At 70.5% G+C, this 16459-nt stretch carries 15 protein-coding genes; 9 read left to right on the top strand and 6 right to left on the bottom strand.

Annotated elements, in window-relative coordinates; translation table 11 throughout:
- Positions 1-5 precede the first annotated feature (5 nt).
- Both MRBLWH3_RS17570 and MRBLWH3_RS17565 read right to left on the bottom strand, forming a co-directional pair.
- Positions 6-1730 carry an MDR family MFS transporter gene (locus tag MRBLWH3_RS17570; protein WP_363435612.1) on the bottom strand — a complete coding sequence of 575 codons (1725 nt, stop codon included), beginning with the start codon at positions 1728-1730 and terminating at the stop codon, positions 6-8.
- Between the two features lie 198 nt (positions 1731-1928).
- Entirely contained in the window at positions 1929-2615 is a 687-nt protein-coding gene (locus tag MRBLWH3_RS17565; protein ID WP_363434762.1) for a TetR/AcrR family transcriptional regulator, read from the bottom strand.
- Positions 2616-2781: 166 nt separating this feature from the next.
- On the opposite strand from MRBLWH3_RS17565, the gene MRBLWH3_RS17560 reads away from it, so the two are divergent.
- From MRBLWH3_RS17560 to MRBLWH3_RS17535, 6 genes are all read left to right on the top strand, one after another.
- Positions 2782-4521, top strand: coding sequence for an amidohydrolase (locus MRBLWH3_RS17560; protein WP_363434759.1), 1740 nt, complete (start codon positions 2782-2784; stop codon positions 4519-4521).
- 47 nt (positions 4522-4568) lie between these two features.
- On the top strand, positions 4569-6218 hold the full coding sequence (locus MRBLWH3_RS17555) for an ABC transporter substrate-binding protein (protein WP_363434756.1): 1650 nt from the start codon (positions 4569-4571) through the stop codon (positions 6216-6218).
- 93 nt (positions 6219-6311) lie between these two features.
- Positions 6312-7268, top strand: coding sequence for an ABC transporter permease (locus tag MRBLWH3_RS17550; protein ID WP_363434753.1), 957 nt, complete (start codon positions 6312-6314; stop codon positions 7266-7268).
- Positions 7265-8128, top strand: coding sequence for an ABC transporter permease (locus tag MRBLWH3_RS17545; RefSeq protein ID WP_363434750.1), 864 nt, complete (start codon positions 7265-7267; stop codon positions 8126-8128). The genes MRBLWH3_RS17550 and MRBLWH3_RS17545 overlap by 4 nt, the downstream gene beginning before the upstream one ends.
- On the top strand, positions 8125-10020 hold the full coding sequence (locus MRBLWH3_RS17540) for an ABC transporter ATP-binding protein (RefSeq protein WP_363434746.1): 1896 nt from the start codon (positions 8125-8127) through the stop codon (positions 10018-10020). Before MRBLWH3_RS17545 ends, MRBLWH3_RS17540 begins: the two co-directional genes overlap by 4 nt.
- 42 nt (positions 10021-10062) lie before the next feature.
- Positions 10063-10566 carry a 2'-5' RNA ligase family protein gene (locus MRBLWH3_RS17535; protein WP_363434743.1) on the top strand — a complete coding sequence of 168 codons (504 nt, stop codon included), beginning with the start codon at positions 10063-10065 and terminating at the stop codon, positions 10564-10566.
- Positions 10567-10590: 24 nt separating this feature from the next.
- On the opposite strand, the gene MRBLWH3_RS17530 is transcribed toward MRBLWH3_RS17535, so the two are convergent.
- Positions 10591-11298, bottom strand: a complete 708-nt coding sequence (locus MRBLWH3_RS17530; protein WP_363434740.1) for a YqaJ viral recombinase family protein — start codon at positions 11296-11298, stop codon at positions 10591-10593.
- A 264-nt stretch (positions 11299-11562) separates the two neighbouring features.
- Here MRBLWH3_RS17530 and MRBLWH3_RS17525 point away from each other — a divergent pair, with 264 nt between their 5' ends.
- Complete coding sequence (locus MRBLWH3_RS17525; protein WP_363434737.1) at positions 11563-12198, top strand: VOC family protein; 636 nt, start codon at positions 11563-11565, stop codon at positions 12196-12198.
- Between the two features lie 25 nt (positions 12199-12223).
- On the opposite strand, the gene MRBLWH3_RS17520 is transcribed toward MRBLWH3_RS17525, so the two are convergent.
- Positions 12224-12628, bottom strand: a complete 405-nt coding sequence (locus MRBLWH3_RS17520; RefSeq protein ID WP_363434734.1) for a GlcG/HbpS family heme-binding protein — start codon at positions 12626-12628, stop codon at positions 12224-12226.
- A gap of 56 nt (positions 12629-12684) precedes the next feature.
- The gene (fdhA, locus tag MRBLWH3_RS17515; protein WP_363434731.1) at positions 12685-13905 is read right to left on the bottom strand and encodes a formaldehyde dehydrogenase, glutathione-independent; all 1221 of its coding nucleotides are present in this window, start codon (positions 13903-13905) and stop codon (positions 12685-12687) included.
- 361 nt (positions 13906-14266) lie between these two features.
- Between fdhA and rplJ the strand changes: the two genes are divergently transcribed.
- Positions 14267-14782: a 50S ribosomal protein L10 gene (rplJ, locus tag MRBLWH3_RS17510; RefSeq protein ID WP_109211493.1), complete on the top strand. Its 516-nt coding sequence runs from the start codon at positions 14267-14269 to the stop codon at positions 14780-14782.
- A 42-nt stretch (positions 14783-14824) separates the two neighbouring features.
- Positions 14825-15211 (top strand): 50S ribosomal protein L7/L12, encoded by a 387-nt coding sequence (rplL, locus tag MRBLWH3_RS17505; RefSeq protein WP_045300341.1) that lies wholly within the window; start codon positions 14825-14827, stop codon positions 15209-15211.
- A gap of 74 nt (positions 15212-15285) precedes the next feature.
- Here rplL and MRBLWH3_RS17500 read toward each other — a convergent pair whose 3' ends face one another.
- On the bottom strand, positions 15286-16335 hold the full coding sequence (locus MRBLWH3_RS17500) for a LacI family DNA-binding transcriptional regulator (RefSeq protein WP_363434726.1): 1050 nt from the start codon (positions 16333-16335) through the stop codon (positions 15286-15288).
- Positions 16336-16459 lie beyond the last annotated feature (124 nt).

Below are 16459 nucleotides of genomic sequence, written 5' to 3'. Positions count from 1 at the left end.
CGACATTAGCGCCGGGTCGCGGATGCCTCGTCCGCGGCGCCGGCCGCCGGGGCCGCAGCATCCGTGTCCGCCGTCGCCGTCGCCGTCGCGGTGAGCGTCTCCATGCCCTCGGCGACCGACACGGTCGCGAGGTCGGCCTCGCTCGCCTGGACGCGCTCGCTCGTGGTCATGCGGGTGAGCGGCTTGTTCGGCAGGAAGATGATCGCGATGAGGCTGATCACGGCCAGGGGCACGGCGATCAGGAAGGAGTGCGCGATCGCCTGGGCGTAGATGTCCTCGACGATCACGCGGATCGACTCGGGCAGCGCCGAGACCTGCGGGATGGTGCCCGACGCGAGCTGCTGCCCGATGGCGGCGCCCTTCTCTCCGAGTGCCATGAGGGCCGCGCCGATGTCTTCCTTGCGGTCGGTGAAGAGGTTCGTCGCCGAGGTCGCCAGTGCGGCGCCCATGACCGAGACGCCGATCGTGCCGCCGAGGCTGCGGAAGAACGTCACGCCCGAGCTCGCGACGCCGATCTCGCTCGGGTTCGCCGTGTTCTGCACGATGAGCACGAGGTTCTGCATCGTCATGCCGACGCCTGCGCCGAGCAGGAACATGTAGAGCGAGACCAGTACGAAGTTCGTGTCGTAGTGGATGGTCGACAGCAGGTACGAACCCGCGATCAACAGCACGCCGCCCACGATGAGGTACGGCTTCCAGTGGCCGTGACGGGTCACGAGACCGCCGATCACGATCGACGCGAGCAGCAGGCCCGCGATCATCGGGATGGTCATGAGACCCGCCTCGGTCGGGGTCGCGCCGCGGGCCAGCTGCATGTACTGGCTGAGGAACACCGACGTACCGAACATCGCGATGCCGATCGAGATCGACGCGACGACCGCGAGGGTGAACGTGCGGTTGCGGAACATCGTGAGGGGGACGAGCGGCTCCTTCGACCGCAGCTCGACGATGACGATGAGCACCGCCGCGATCAGGGCTCCGCCGACCATGAGGATCGTCTCGGTGCTCCACCAGTCGTAGTCCTTGCCGGCGTTCGTGACCCAGATGAGCAGGAGCGACACGGCTGTCGACAGCAGCACGATGCCGAAGTAGTCGATGCGCGCCTTCACCTTGGGGCGGGGCGGCAGGTGGAGCGTCCGCTGCATCATGACGAGCGCGGCGACTGCGAACGGCAGCGCGATGAAGAAGTTCCAGCGCCAGTCGATCGTGTCGGTGATGAAGCCGCCGAGGAGCGGGCCGCCGACGGTCGCAACCGCCATGACGGCGCCGAACAGGCCCATGTACCGGCCGCGCTCGCGCGGGCTGATGATGTCGGCCATGATGACCTGGCTGAGTGCGGCGAGCCCGCCGGCGCCGACGCCCTGCACCGCGCGGAACGCGATGAGCGTGCCGGGATCCTGCGAGAACCCGGCGGCCGCAGTGGCGAGCACGAAGATCACGATCGCGATCTGGATGAGCAGCTTGCGGTTGAACAGGTCGGCGAGCTTGCCCCAGATCGGGGTCGAGATCGCGGTCGTCAGCAGGGTCGCGGTGACGACCCACGTGAACGCCGCCTGGTCGCCGCCGAGGTCGTGGACGATGACGGGGAGCGAGGTCGAGACGACGGTCGACGCGAGCATCGACACGAACATGCCGAGCAGCAGGCCGGTGAGCGCCTGCAGCACCTGCCGGTGCCGGCGCTTCTCGTCGGCAGTGGCGACCGACCCGGTCGCGAGGGTGGACGTGGCCATAGGGGTCCTTAGAACGAGGAGCGGTGTCGCGGCGCCGTCGGCGCGGAAGAAGGTTGACATCAGTCAACAGTTGATTTGAGTCAACTATACGCTGATGGTTGACATGCGTCAACTATCAGTCCCGCACGCCGACGGCGGGACTGATCGCGCACACGTCGCGCGGCGGCTGGTGTCGGCCACTCACAGGCCGGCGGCGGGTCAGGCGGTGCCGGCGGCGCGCTCGGCCGAGCGGATGACCGACTCGACGCCGAGCATGAAGAGCTCGCGATCCTCGAGGCCCAGCAGCTGCGCGGACATCTGCGCGATGCGGGGGTGCTTGAGCGGGTCGACGAGCAGCGGTCCCTCGAACCACGGGCTGGAGCCCGCCGCGGCGAGGGCGGCGCGCTCGGCCCGTGCGCGGGCAATGCCCGCGGCGATGGAGAGCACGTGCGTCGCCATGAGCGCGTAGTGCTGCACCAGCGCGTCGCCGATGAGACCGGCGCGCGAGAAGGCGTCGAGCATGAACTCGATGGCGTCGAGCTCTCCGGGGCCGTGCGTCGTGAGCACGATCGCCTCCTGACCCACGGCGGGGTAGCGGGCGAACTCGGTCAGCGTCGCCGCTGCGAGCTGGCGCAGGCGATCCTGCCACTGCGAGGGATCGGCGGTGACCGCGGCGAGGCTGCGGAGAGTGAGCTCGTCGAGCAGCGCGCTCATCAGGTCTTCCTTGCCGCGGAAGTGGCGGTAGACGGCGGTGGGGTCGGTGCCGAGCTTCGCACCCAGGTCGCGGATCGAGAGGGACGCGGAGCCGGTGGTCTCGGCGAGCTCGAGCCCGGCGGCGATGATCGTCGCGCGATCCAGGCGCTTCGCGCCGGCCTTGTCGGGCGTCGCCCCGTTGCGTGCCGCCATGATCCCCGCTTTCGCCGTCGCGTCCATCGTGCCACGGGGGTCATGTCGCCGCGGCGTGACGTCCCCGGTCAGGTCACTTTGTCATCGCTTCTGTCAACAGTGTTGACAGAAGCGTTGACGTCGACCTATCGTCAAGAAACCCGTTCGACGACGAAGGAGAGGTCCCGTGGCCGCTGCCGTTCCTGCAGACGCAGACACCCTGTTCGCAGACACCGTGTTCATCCGAGGCGCGCTGTTCAGCTCCGACCTCGTGAGCGCGGGAAGCGCAGACGCACTGAGCGGCGTCGCCGTCGCCGTGCGGGACGGCCGCATCGCGGCGGTGTGCGCCGAGGACGCGGCGTCCGTGATGATCGGTCCTGACACCGAAGTGGTCGACCTCGCGGGCGCGCTGCTCGCCCCCGGGTTCCAGGACGCGCACGTGCACCCCATGTCGGGCGGCGTCGAGCTGCTCCAGTGCAACCTCACCGGGTCCGAGGACGCCGCCGCCACGCTGGCGGCCATCGCGCGCTACGCCGCCGAGAACCCCGAGGTCGAGTGGATCGTGGGCGGCGGCTGGTCGATGGACCACTTCCCGGGCGGCGCACCGGTTCGCACCGCGCTCGATGCCATCGTGCCCGACCGGCCGGTGCTGCTCGCCAGCCGCGACCACCACTCCGCGTGGGCGAACACCGCGGCGATGCGCGCGGCCGGCGTCGATGCGACGACGGCCGATCCGGCCGACGGGCGCATCGAGCGGGAAGCCGACGGGTTCCCGGCGGGCACCTTCCACGAGGGCGCAGGCGACCTCTTCGCCGACGTCCGTCCGAAGGTCTCCGAGGACCTCGCCTACGCGGGCCTGCTGCGTGCGCAGGACGACCTCATCGCGCAGGGCATCACAGGCTGGCAGGACGCACTGGTGGGCGACTTCCCCGGGATCCCCGGTGCGCTCGCCTCGTACCGTCGCGCGCTCGCCGAGAGGACGCTCAGGGCCCACGTCGTGGGCGCCCAGTGGTGGAAGCGCGGCCAGGGGATCGAGCAGCTCGAAGGCATGATCCGCATGCGTGACGAGGTCGCCGCTCTCGGCCAGGAGGACCGCTTCTCGCTCGGCTCGATCAAGTTCATGGTCGACGGCGTCGCCGAGAACCACACGGCCGCGATGCTCGAGCCGTACCGCGACGCGCACGGCCACTCCACCGACAACCGCGGCCTGTCGTTCATCCCCGCCGAGCGCCTGCGCGAGTACGCCATCGCCGCTGACGCCGCGGGCTTCCAACTGCACTTCCACGCCCTCGGCGACCGTGCCGTGCGCGAGGCGCTCGACGCGCTCGAGGCGGCGGCGGAGGTCAACGGCGCCACCGACGGCCGGCACCACCTCGCCCACATCCAGGTGGTCGACGCCGCCGACGTGCCGCGCTTCGCCGCGACCGGTGCCGTGGCGAACCTGCAGCCCCTGTGGGCGTGCCACGAGGACCAGCTGGACGAGCTCACACTGCCGTTCCTCGCCGAGTCCGCCGCATCGCGCCAGTATCCGTTCGGCGATCTGCAGCGCGCCGGGGTGCGCCTCGCCGGCGGCAGCGACTGGCCGGTCTCGAGTGCCGACCCGCTCGCGGGGGTGCACATCGCGGTGAACCGCGTCGCGCCGCTCTCCGACGACGAGCCGCTCGGCGGTGCCCACCAGCGACTCGACCTCGCGACGGCGCTCGCCGCCTACACGTCGGGCAGCGCGTACGTGAACCACCGCGACCACGACACCGGCTATCTCCGGGCGGGCTACCTCGCGAACCTCGTGGTCGTCGAGCCGAACCCGTTCACCGTTCCCGCGGAAGACCTGTACCTGTGCCGCGTCGCGTCGACCTGGATCGACGGTGAGCGCGTCTACGCGCGCGAAGACGCCGACGCCGAGGCTGAGGCATCCGTTCTGTCCTGAATTCCGTCTCCACCACCCGACACCGTCGTCCGACCCCGAGGAGCACCATGATCCGCACTCGACGCAACGCCCGTCGCCCGCTAGCCGTCGCGAGCGTCGGCGTGGCGGGCGCGCTCGTCCTGTCCGCCTGCAGCGCCGACACGTCGAGCCCCGACTCCACCGCCGCCCCGGAGTGGGAGTACACCGCCCAGACGGCCGCGCCGTCGGGCGACCTCGACTCGTTCTCGTGGGTGAGCTACTCCGAGCCCTCCTCGCTGGACTACGCCTACGCGTTCGACTACGCCGACAACCAGGTGCTCTCGAACGTGTGCGAGTCGCTGCTGCGCCTGGGCCCCGACTACACGCTGTCGCCCGGCCTTGCGGAGGCGTTCGAGCACCCGACGCCCGAGACGTGGGTCTACACGATCCGCGACGGCGTGACGTTCCACGACGGCACACCGCTCACGGCCGCCGACGTGGTCGCGTCGATGAGCCGCCACCTCGATCCCGAGGTCGGCTCGTCGTGGTACTCCGTCTACCAGAATGTCGCAGCGATCGAGCAGACCGGCGATCGCCAGGTCACCGTCACGATGAGGCAGGCCGACTCGCAGTTCAATCTCGCGATGGGCAGCTCGGCCGGCGTCGTCGAGTCCGCTGCGACGCTGGCCGAGAAGGGCGCCGATTACGGCAACTCGTCGGGCCTCGTGAACTGCACCGGCCCGTTCGAGCTCACCGAGTGGCAGTCCGGCGAGTCGGTCACACTGACCCGCTACGACGGCTACTGGGACGAGTCGCTGCGCGCCCGCGCCGGCGAGGTCGACATCCACTTCATGACCGACCCCAACGCGCGGGTCAACGCGCTGAAGTCGGGCGAGGTCGACGGCGGCTGGATGATCCCGGCCGACGCGATCGCCCAGCTGCAGGACTCCGGCAAGGGGGACATGTACTTCGGCCTCAACACCGCCGTCGGCAGTCTCGTCGTGAGCAACCTCGAGGGCCCGCTCGGAGACGGGCGCGTGCGCCGGGCGCTGCTGATGGCGATGGACCGGCAGGGGATCCTGGATGCTGCGGCCAAGGGCTACGGCGAGGTCACCGATGCGCTCACCACCGAGTCGGTGTGGGTGGGCGCAAGCGACGAGGCGCTGAAGGAGGCGTTCGATGGACTCGAGGAGTACCCGTACGACATCGAGGCCGCGAAGAAGCTCATCGAGGAGGCCGGCGTCGCGGGTGAGGAGATCGTCATCGCGACGGCGCCGATCAGCAACGACTTCGCCGTGATCTCGCAGGGTGCGGCCGCGGCAGCGCAGTCGATCGGGCTCGAGGCGACCATCGAGACCGTGAGCCCGAGCGCCTACACGGCCCTGTTCTCCGACCCGAGCGCCCGCGAGGGCATCGACCTGTTCTACACGTCGTGGTATCTGTCGAGCCCCGACCCGCTCGAGATGTACGGCGTGCTGCGCACCGGCGAGTTCAGCAACTACGGCAACTGGAGCGACCCCGAATTCGACGCCCTCGTGAACGAGGCGGTCGCGATCGACGACCCGGCCGCGCGCAGTGAGGTCACCGCCCGCGCGCAGCGGATCGCGAACGAGCAGCTGCCGTGGCTTCCGCTGTTCCAGGGACCGATGACGCTGTTCCTCGGCGAGCGGGTGACCGGTGTGGCCCCGTCGGTGGCGTTCATGTACTACCCGTGGGCGGCGACCATTGGCTCCCGCTGAGGTGGGCGGGGGCCCGGCGCCGGGGCCCCGTCTCGGGGCGCCGCACTCCGCCGCCCGCCCCGCGGGTTCGCTCGAGGCTGAGGCAGGCGTGCGATGATCGCCGTCCGTCGGATCGCCGGCAAGCTCGGCGGCCTGCTGCTCACGCTGTTCCTGGCATCCGTGCTCGTGTTCTTCTCGCGCTTCCTGGTGCCGGGCGATCCCGTCTCGTTCCTGCTGCGTGGCCGCAAGCCGAGCCCGGAGGCGGTGGCGCAGATCACCGCGCAGTACGGTCTCGACCTGCCGCCGTGGCAGCAGTACCTCAACTGGGTGGCGGGACTCCTGCAGGGCGACCTCGGGCGCTCGCTGCAGTACCGGCAGGACGTGACCGTGGTGCTCGGCGAGCGGCTGCCCGTCACCCTCGGCCTCGTCGTGATGGCGGGCACGACGATCGCGGTCGTCGGCCTCATCGCCGGCGCGATCGCGGCCCTCCACCGCGGCCGCCTCGCCGATCGCTCGATCCTCATCGGGCTCACCGTCCTCGGCGCCATCCCTTCGTTCGTCGGATCCATCGTTCTCATCGCGGTGTTCGCGGTGCAGCTCGGCTGGTTCCCGTCGTTCGGGTCGGGCGAAGGGTTCTGGGACACGGTCTACCACCTCGTGCTTCCGTCGATCGCCCTCGCGATCGTCTTCGTGGTGCTGGTGGGCAAGGTGACGAGGTCGTCGATGATCGACCAGCTCGACCGCGAGCATGTCGAGGTCGCGATCAGCCGCGGCATCAAGCGCGGCACGGTGATCCGCCGTCACGTGTTCCGCAACGCCGTCGGGCCGATCCTGACCGTGAGCGGGATGCTGGTGGCGGGTCTCCTCGTCGCGAGCTCCATCGTCGAGGCGGCCTTCGGTCTCGCGGGCATGGGCTCGCTGCTCGTGCAGTCGGTCGACCGCCTCGACTTCCCGGTCGTGCAGGCGATCGTCCTCCTCGTCGTCACCGCGTTCGTGCTCGTGAACGCCGTGGTCGACGTCCTCGAACCCTGGATCGACCCCCGATCCGCTGCCGGAGCCGGTGCCCGATGACCGCCACACCCACCCTCGCCGTCGAGGTGCTGCGCGCTCCGCGGCTGCCCCGCACCAGCCTGACCTTCGCGATCGCGCTGGGCGTCCTCGCCACGATGACGCTGGCCGCGATCTTCGCGCCGTTCCTCGCGCCCTACAACCCGGATGCCGTCGACTTCGCCGCCGTCAACGCGCCGCCGAGCGCCGCGCACTGGCTCGGTACCGACGGCCTCGGCCGCGACACGCTGAGCCGCCTCATCTACGGCGCTCGCACCGCGCTGCTGGGTCCCCTGCTCGTGGTGGTCGCCTCGACCGTACTCGGCATCCTCCTCGGGCTCGTCGCCGGTTGGCGCGGCGGCTGGATCGATGCCGTGCTCGGCCGCCTGTTCGACGTGCTTTTCGCGTTCCCGTCGCTGCTCATCGCGATCATGGCGGTCGCGCTCTTCGGCAAGGGGCTGGTCGCACCGGTCATCGCGATGAGCATCGCCTACGCGCCGTTCGTCGCGCGCCTGACGCGCTCGCTCATCGCGGCCGAGCGGACGAGACCGTACGTCGCGGCGTATCGCGTGCAGGGCTTCGGCGGCGCGTGGATCGCGCTGCGGCGCGTGCTTCCGAACGTCACGCCCATCGTCGGCGCCCAGTCGACCCTGAACTTCGGGTACGTGCTCGCCGAGCTCGCGGCCCTGTCGTTCCTCGGTCTCGGCGTACAGCCGCCGACGGCCGACTGGGGCGCGATGATCAACGAGGCGCAGGCGGGGCTCATCGGCGGGCACTTCCTGCCCGCGATCGTGCCGGCGGTCGCCGTCGTCGTGGTCGTCGTGGCCGTCAACATCATCGGGGAAGAGCTCTCCGACCGCATCGGTGGGGAGACCCCGGCATGACCGCAACCGAGCCCGTCGTCACCCGGGCACGGGCCGGCGCGTCCGCAGCGCCGGGCGCCGCACTGCTCGACATCCGCGACCTGACGCTCGACCTGCCCGACGGCACGCGGCTGCTGCACGGCATCTCGCTCTCTGTCGCCGCGGGAGAGACCGTCGGCCTCGTCGGCGAGTCCGGGTCGGGCAAGTCGCTGACCGCCCGCGCCGTGCTGGGACTCGTCCCCGGCCGTTCCGCGACCACCGGCGACGTCGTGCTCGACGGGGCAGGTGTGCTGTCGGCCCCCGCGCCCGAGCTTCGGCAGCTGCGCCGCCACGGCGCGGCGATGATCTTCCAGGATCCGCGCGCCGGCATCAACCCGATGCGCACGATCGGCGATCACCTCACCGAGGCGCTGCGCCTCGCAGAGAGATGGTCGACGGATGCCGCGCGGGCGCGCGCCGTCGAACTGCTCGAGGCGGTGCGCCTCCCACGCCCAGAAGACCACCTGCACCAGTACCCGCACGAGTTCTCGGGCGGGATGCTGCAGCGCGTCATGATCGCCGGAGCACTGACGACGTCGCCGAAGCTCCTCGTCTGCGACGAGCCCACGACGGCCCTCGACGTGACCACCCAGGCCGAGATCATCGGCGTGCTCACCGAGCAGCGCGCGAGCCGAGGCATGGGCATGCTCTTCATCACGCACGACCTCAACCTGGCCGCATCGCTGTGCGACCGCGTCTACGTCATGAGCGGCGGGCAGATCGTCGAGCAGGGCCGCGCGCACGACGTGCTGCGCGACCCGCGGGCCGAGTACACGCGGCGACTGGTCGCCGCGACTCCGACGCTGGTCGGCGCCCGGCCCGGTGCAACCCCGGGTCACCGGATCGGAGACCCTGCGCAGCACGCCGGGGCGCAGCATCCGTCCACCGGCGCGTCGTCGGCGACCCCGGATTCTGTGCACCATGACGGCGGGACGGATGCTGCGGTCACGGCCGTTGCCGCTTCGCCGATGCTCGACGCGGCCGGGGTGTCGAAGACCTATGTGCGCCGTGGCAAGGAGCCGGTGCACGCGGTGATCGATGCGTCGGTCGCGGTTCCTCGGGGAGGCGCGCTGGGCGTGGTGGGGGAGTCGGGGTCGGGCAAGTCCACGCTCGCGCGCATGATCGTCGGGCTCGAGGCCGCCGACACGGGCGACATCCGCGTCGATGGTCGTGACCGCACCGCCGTGCCGCGCACCCGGCGCGAGCGGCTCGCTCACGCGCGCAGCGTGCAGATGGTGTTCCAGGACCCCTACCTGTCGCTCGACCCGCGCATCACAGCGGGCCGTGCCATCGAAGACGCCCTGCGCCTGCACACCACGCTGAGCGCGACGAACGCTCGCTCGCGCGTGCTCGACCTGCTCGCCCAGGTCGGACTGGGGGAGAAGCACGCACGGGCGCGGCCGCGGACGCTCTCGGGCGGTCAGCGTCAGCGAGTCGCGATCGCGCGCGCCCTCGCGATCGAACCGGACGTGCTCGTGATGGACGAGGCGACGAGCGCGCTCGATGTCTCAGTGCAGGCGCAGGTGCTCGATCTCGTCGACCGCATCCGGCGGGAGCGCGGACTCACCGTGCTCTTCATCAGCCACGACCTCGCCGTCGTGCGGCGCGTATGCGACGAGACGGTCGTGATGCGCCGCGGCGAGATCGTCGAGCGCGGCCGCACGGCGGAGCTGCTCGCCGCACCACAGCACGAGTACACGCGGCTGCTCATCGACTCGGTTCCCCAGCCCGGGTGGGACGCGGAGGCGGCGGGCGCCGAGGTCGAGGCCGCCGGCGTCGACCCCGGTGCTCCGGGCGAGCCTGCGGACGACGGCGGTGCCGAGGCTGCAGCGATGGAGCGGGCGAGGGTGGAGGCCGCCGGACAGGCGCGGTGACCTCATCCCGCGGCGGACGCCCGCGCACGGCAGGATGGAGGCGTGTTCAGCGTGGAACTGATCCCGGACGCCGAGCTCGACCGCGCGGTCAGGGAGGACTGGGACCGGCTGCTCGGGGCGGATCTGCCGAGCTCGGGGCGCAATCCCGCGCCCAGCAACCGTCCGCACGTGACGCTCGCGGTGCGCGAGCGGCTCGAGCCGGCGGACTTCGTGGGCCTCGCCGACCTGCTGCCTGTGCCGCTCGATCTCGGGGGAGTCCTTCTCCTCGGTCACCGGGACCGGTACGTCCTGGCGCGCCAGGTCATCGTGAGCTCCGCCCTGCTGGCGGTCCACCGCGCCGTCGCCGAGATCGCCGGGAGGCCGGAGCCGCGCTACTCGAACACGGGCATCGACCACTGGACTCCCCACATCACCCTGGCGCGGGGACTCACCGCGGTTCGACTGGCGACGGCGATGCGCCTGATCAAGGCAGCTCACATCAGCGGGCAGGCGACGGGTGCGCGCGTGTGGGAGGCCGACGCCCGGCGCGTCACCACGATCCGATGACTGCCGCGCCGGTCGCGTGAGCGGTCAGTCGGCGAGGGCGAGGGCGCGGAACGGCTCGCGCGGCGGAGCCGGCGGCTGCGGCGTCCGCTCCGGCTGCTGCCTGGCGCGCATCGTCCGCAGGTAGAGCTCGTCGATGAGGGCGGTCGCGAGGCGCACGAGCTTCGCGATCTCCGCGTCGTCGCGGTCGACCCACGCGCAGCGGGGCTCGTCGCCGACGGGTACGAAGCCGTCATGCTGCTCCCACGCGACCAGCGTGCGCTCGGCGCCCAGCACATGCTGCTGCCACCACACTTGACGCAGGTAGGACCGAGGGATGCTGCGCCACGCCTTGTTCGTCGTCTTGATCTCGGCGAGGGTGATGCGACCGACGCCGTCGACCGCGATGCCGTCGGGGGTCGCCAGGTGGCGCTTCTCGACGACCGCGTGGAAAAGGGCCGAGGACGGCTGGATGCCGTGGGTCGCGGCGACCCACCCGGCGATCTCGGGCTCGCGCGCTCGGCCGTGCGCGGTGTACGCGTTGCCGGAGAACCCCGAGCCCAGGAGCTTGGCGTCGGCGGCGCGGGCGATCGCCTTATCGGAGGTGAGGGTGGCGACATCCGTCGCGGTGATGCCCCTCGACCGAGCGCGCACCCAGGCCACCCGGTCGCGCGAGTCCGCCACGATGCGGGCGGCGACCTCCGGTGCCTGCGCCGCGAGCCCCGACGGGCGCGCGGCGGAGAGCTCGGGATTCACCCTTCGAGGCTACGCCGCCGACCCGACATCCGCCGCCTGCGACGCGCGCTGACCACCACCCGGCGTTGCGGACCTTCGGTGACGCCGTGCTCCGCCAGGTGGCGATGCGCTGACCGCTCCCACCGACGTACGGATCATGTGTCTCGCCGAGATGACGCGATCGACGCGCGTGGATCATGTGCACTCGGCGAGCACACGATCTCGACGCGACCGGTGGCGCGCAAGGGGGGTTGCGGAAGGACGTGGCGGTGGCATCCTCGGGGCATGGACACCATCACATCAGGCGAGTTCCGCGCGTTCCCCGGTGTCGAGGACTGGCATCCGCGCGTCACGGGGGCATTCGCGCTGTTCCGCACGGGCACGTTCGCCGTCGGGGCGCAGCTGTTCGGCGCGATCTCCGAGCTGGCAGAGGCCGCCGACCACCACCCCGATGTGGACGTGCGGTACACCACCGTGCGCGTGCGGCTCATGACCCACTCGGCAGGCGGGCTGACGGCGAAGGACGCCGAGCTCGCGGCGCGGATCTCGGAGGCCGCGCGCGAACTCGACATCCCGGCAGAGACCGGACGGATGCTCGATGTGATGCTCGCCGTCGCGACGCCGGACCCCGGCGCGGTCGTGCCGTTCTGGAAAGCGGCGACCGGATTCTCGGAGGTGCGCGACGGCGTCCTCTTCGATAAGGACGGCCGTGGCCCGCTCATCTGGTTCCAGCCGGTCGACAAGCCCTTGCGCGGCCGGTCGCACCTCGATGTCAACGGGCCACGCGACGTCATCGAGAAGCGGCTGGACGCCGCACTGGCCGCGGGCGGCGTCATCGTCGACGACTCGCACGCGCCGGAATGGTGGACGCTCGCGGACGCGGACGGCCACAAGGTCGACCTCTGCCCCTGGCGGACGTGACGGCGGAGAGCTCGTCCTCCCGGTATCAGAACGCGGCCGCGCCCGCCTCCGCGACGGTCTGATCCTGCTCGCCCGACCCGCCGCTGACTCCCACCGCGCCGACGACCCTGCCGTCGCGGCTGAGCGGCACGCCGCCGGCGAAGATCGCGACGCCGCGGCCGTGCGCGTTGGTCGTGTGGATGCCGAAGAACTGCTGCGTCGGCTGCGAGTTGTCGCCGAGATCCTTGGTCGAGATGTCGAACGCCTTCGACGTCCATGCCTTGCTGATCGAGATCTCGATGCTGCCGATCCAGGCGCCGTCCTGGCGCACGTGTGCGACGAGGTTGCCGCCGGCGTCGACGACGGCGATGTTCATGGGCTGGCCGATCTCGTCGGCGCGCTTCTCAGCGGCCTCGATCACGCGACGGGCGTCTGCGAGGGTGACGGACATGGGAGTTCCTTTCGTGGGAGGGAGACGGATGCCTCGGGGCCGAGGCATCCGAGCGGTCAAGCGGTTGTGATGTACCCGTTCGGGTTGAGCACGTATTTCTTCGCGGCGCCCTGGTCGAACTCGGCATAGCCGCGCGGGGCGTCGGCGAGCGAGATCGGGGTCGCGTTGACGGCGTCGGCGATGTGCACCTTGTCGTGGAGGATCGCCATCATGAGCCGTCGGTTGTATTTCATGACCGGGCATTGCCCGGTGGTGAACGACAGCGACTTGGCCCAGCCGAGGCCGAGCCGCAGTGACAGCGAGCCGACCTTCGCGGCCTCGTCGATGCCGCCCGGGTCGCCGGTGACGTAGAGGCCGGGGATGCCGAGCGCGCCGCCGGCGGCGGTGATCTCCATGAGGGAGTTGAGCACGGTCGCCGGCGCCTCGTGCGAGGCATCCGTGCCGTGTCCGCGTGCTTCGAAGCCGACCGCGTCGACCGCGGCGTCGACCTCGGGCACGCCGAGGATCTGCGCGATCTGGTCCTTCGGGTCACCCTTCGACACGTCGACCGTCTCGCAGCCGAACGAGCGCGCCTGCGCGAGGCGGTCCTCGTTGAGGTCCCCGACGATGACCGCCGCCGCGCCGAGCAGCTGCGCGCCGACGGCCGCGGCCAGTCCGACGGGGCCGGCGCCGGCGATGTACACGGTCGAGCCGGGACCGACGCCCGCGGTCACGGCGCCGTGAAAGCCGGTGGGGAAGATGTCGGACAGCATGGTGAGGTCGAGGATCTTCTCGAGTGCCTGGTCGCGGTCGGGGAAGACCAGCAGGTTCCAGTCCGCGTAGGGGACGAGTGCGTACTCGGCCTGGCCGCCGACCCAGCCGCCCATGTCGACGTAGCCGTAGGCGGAGCCGGGTCGGTCGGGGTTGACGTTCAGGCAGATGCCGGTCTTGCCCTCCTTGCAGTTTCGGCAGCGGCCGCAGGCGATGTTGAACGGCACCGAGACGATGTCGCCCACCTTGACGAACTCGACGTCGGGGCCGACCTCGACAACCTCGCCGGTGATCTCGTGGCCCAGCACGAGCCCTTCGGGCGCGGTGGTGCGTCCGCGCACCATGTGCTGATCGGAGCCGCAGATGTTGGTCGCGACGGTGCGCAGAATGGCGCCGTGGGGCACCTTCCTGCCCACGTTCGCCGGGTTGACGCCCGGTCCGTCCTTCAGCTCGAACTCGGGGTAGTCGGTGTCGATCACCTCGACGACACCCGGACCCTTGTAGGCCACCGCCCTGTTTGCAGACATCGTCGTCCTCTCCGTCGCTCGGCAGACGTGGCCGCGCGACTTCGTCGTTGCGTGGGCTCGGTGCGAGCCTTCTCCTTCCGGCGGACTCGCGCAATGGGGCTCGATTTGGCGGTCGGCCCGCCATCACGTACCCTGGTGGGAGCCGAAGACCGCCGGTCATCGACGTGCGTGCGAACGCATGGAGATCGAAGCTCTGCAACGCAGGGGCCCGCGCAGGTGTCACGAACGATTCTCCTGATTCAGGAATCCTGCTCCGTGCGCTTGCGCCGGAGCTTTTTTGTTGCCGCGACGAGCAGATGAGCGGATGCCTCCGGCCGGCGCCCCGCCACCGCGGAGCGTCTCATTCACACAAGGAGTGGCCATGGCGCAGAAGGAAGCATCGGTCGCCGAGCTCACGAAGAACTTCGAGGACTCGACCGCCGTTCTGCTGACCGAGTACCGCGGTCTGACGGTTGCCCAGCTCAAGGAGCTGCGCAACAGCATCCGTCAGGACGCGGAATACGCCGTGGTGAAGAACACGCTGACCAAGATCGCCGCGAACAACGCGGGGATCACGTCGCTGGACGACGACCTCAAGGGTCCGTCGGCCATCGCATTCGTGCACGGTGACCCGGTCTCCGTCGCGAAGGGTCTCCGTGCCTTCGCCAAGGCACACCCTCTTCTCGTGATCAAGGGCGGTTTCTTCGACGGAAACCCCCTGAGCGCTGACGAGGTCAACAAGCTCGCCGACCTCGAGAGCCGTGAAGTCCTGCTGGCGAAGCTCGCCGGTGCGATGAAGGCCTCGATGACCAAGGCGGCATACGTCTTCAATGCGCTTCCGTCGAAGGCCGTCCGCACGGTCGACGCGCTGCGCGAGAAGCAGGAGTCCGCGGCCTGATAACGGCCTCGGCATAGCAAACCACTATCAAGGAGAAACATCATGGCAAAGCTCAGCACTGAGGAGCTGCTCGACGCGTTCAAGGAGCTCACGCTCATCGAGCTCAGCGAGTTCGTCAAGGCGTTCGAGGAGACCTTCGACGTCACCGCCGCCGCCCCGGTCGCGGTTGCCGCTGCGGGCGCGCCCGCCGGTGCCGCTCCGGAAGAGGTCGAGGAGAAGGACTCGTTCGACGTCGTCCTCGAGGCCGCCGGCGACAAGAAGATCCAGGTCATCAAGGTCGTCCGCGAGCTCACCTCGCTCGGCCTCGGTGAGGCGAAGGCCGTCGTCGACGGTGCTCCGAAGGCCGTCCTCGAGGGCGCCAACAAGGAGACCGCCGACAAGGCGAAGGCCGCTCTCGAAGAGGCCGGCGCGACGGTCACCCTCAAGTAATCCCGCGCTGCTTCTGCAGCGATTCCACGAAGGCCCCGGATGCTCGGCATCCGGGGCCTTCGTCGCCTGCGGGCTCAGGCGGTGCCGAGCGGGCCGACGCCGATGACCGCGGACGCGTCGTCGTCGACGGGTGCGGTGGAATTGCGCACCACGAGCGGCGACGACTCGTACAGGCGATGAGTGGGCGCATCCGGGTCGTCGAGCTGCCACATGAGCAGCTGTACCGCGGCGCGTCCCTGCTGGTGCGGACGCTGCTGCAGCGTGGTGAGCGAGAACATCTCGGCGTAGGCGTGGTCGTCGATGCCGATCACACTCAGGCGCTCGGGCACGCGGATGCCGAGGCGCCGGGCCGCGATGATCGTGCCGACCGCGACTTCGTCGCACACCCCGACGATCGCCGTCGGGCGCGTCCGGCGATCGCCGAGCAGCTCGACGGCGGCGCCGTAGCCGCCGGGCATCGTCACCTCGGAGTGGACATGGCGAGCGGATGCCTCCAGCCCGGCCTCGCGCATCGCCGAGAGATACCCGTCCAGGCGCCGGCCGTCGCCGAAGCTGGTGTGCCGCCCGTCGGGGTCGCCGCCGAGGAAGACGACCTTGCGATGCCCGAGGCCGAGGACGTGGTCGGTGGCGATGGTGGCGGCCGCCGCATCGTCGATCGAGACCGCATTGGTGCCGACGTCGTAACCGCCGACCGCCACCACCGGCTTGCCGAACGCGACCAGCCGTTCGAGCTCACGCGCGTTGGGTTCGATGCCGACCGCGATCAGGCCGTCGAACCTCTTGCGGGCGAGGAAATGCTCGAACATCTCGCGGCGCGCCGCCGACTCGGGTGGCGCCCCGTAGAGGGCGAGATCGTATCGTCGCTCGAGCAGCGCGTCCTGGATGCCCTCCAGCACCTGGGAGAAGAACCACCGGTCGAGCGACGGCATGACGACACCCACGGTCTGCGTGCGTCCGGTCACGAGGCTCACGGCGCTCGTGGTGGGCACGTAGCCCAGGGCGGCCGCGGCATCCCTGACCCGCTGGCGGGTGGCGGCGGAGACGTAGCCCGAGCCCGTGAGCGCGCGCGACGCCGTCGACTTCGAGACGCCTGCCGCCCGCGCAACATCGGCGATGCCCGCCATCGGGTCCTCCCTCACCCGCCCGGGGACGCCGCCGGCGCCCGGGATTCTGGAACCGGTTCCAGGGGTCATTGTGCCGGGATTGCGCACCTCCCACCAGTACGGGAGACGCTATTTACCGACTTGT

The sequence above is a fragment of the Microbacterium sp. LWH3-1.2 genome (assembly GCF_040675855.1).
Taxonomy (GTDB): Bacteria; Actinomycetota; Actinomycetes; order Actinomycetales; family Microbacteriaceae; genus Microbacterium.
The sequence above is the reverse complement of the archived record's forward strand: the minus strand, read 5'-3'. Positions and strand labels throughout refer to the sequence as shown.

Excerpts from the sequence above, each read along its gene's own strand:
- MRBLWH3_RS17555 (WP_363434756.1), top strand. The coding sequence starts at position 4,569 with ATGATCCGCACTCGACGCAACGCCCGTCGCCCGCTAGCCGTCGCGAGC.
- fdhA (WP_363434731.1), bottom strand. The coding sequence starts at position 13,905 with ATGTCTGCAAACAGGGCGGTGGCCTACAAGGGTCCGGGTGTCGTCGAG.
- rplL (WP_045300341.1), top strand. The coding sequence starts at position 14,825 with ATGGCAAAGCTCAGCACTGAGGAGCTGCTCGACGCGTTCAAGGAGCTC.
- MRBLWH3_RS17565 (WP_363434762.1), bottom strand. The coding sequence starts at position 2,615 with ATGGCGGCACGCAACGGGGCGACGCCCGACAAGGCCGGCGCGAAGCGC.
- MRBLWH3_RS17545 (WP_363434750.1), top strand. The coding sequence starts at position 7,265 with ATGACCGCCACACCCACCCTCGCCGTCGAGGTGCTGCGCGCTCCGCGG.
- MRBLWH3_RS17570 (WP_363435612.1), bottom strand. The coding sequence starts at position 1,730 with ATGGCCACGTCCACCCTCGCGACCGGGTCGGTCGCCACTGCCGACGAG.
- MRBLWH3_RS17520 (WP_363434734.1), bottom strand. The coding sequence starts at position 12,628 with ATGTCCGTCACCCTCGCAGACGCCCGTCGCGTGATCGAGGCCGCTGAG.
- MRBLWH3_RS17550 (WP_363434753.1), top strand. The coding sequence starts at position 6,312 with ATGATCGCCGTCCGTCGGATCGCCGGCAAGCTCGGCGGCCTGCTGCTC.
- MRBLWH3_RS17525 (WP_363434737.1), top strand. The coding sequence starts at position 11,563 with ATGGACACCATCACATCAGGCGAGTTCCGCGCGTTCCCCGGTGTCGAG.
- rplJ (WP_109211493.1), top strand. The coding sequence starts at position 14,267 with ATGGCGCAGAAGGAAGCATCGGTCGCCGAGCTCACGAAGAACTTCGAG.
- MRBLWH3_RS17540 (WP_363434746.1), top strand. The coding sequence starts at position 8,125 with ATGACCGCAACCGAGCCCGTCGTCACCCGGGCACGGGCCGGCGCGTCC.
- MRBLWH3_RS17500 (WP_363434726.1), bottom strand. The coding sequence starts at position 16,335 with ATGGCGGGCATCGCCGATGTTGCGCGGGCGGCAGGCGTCTCGAAGTCG.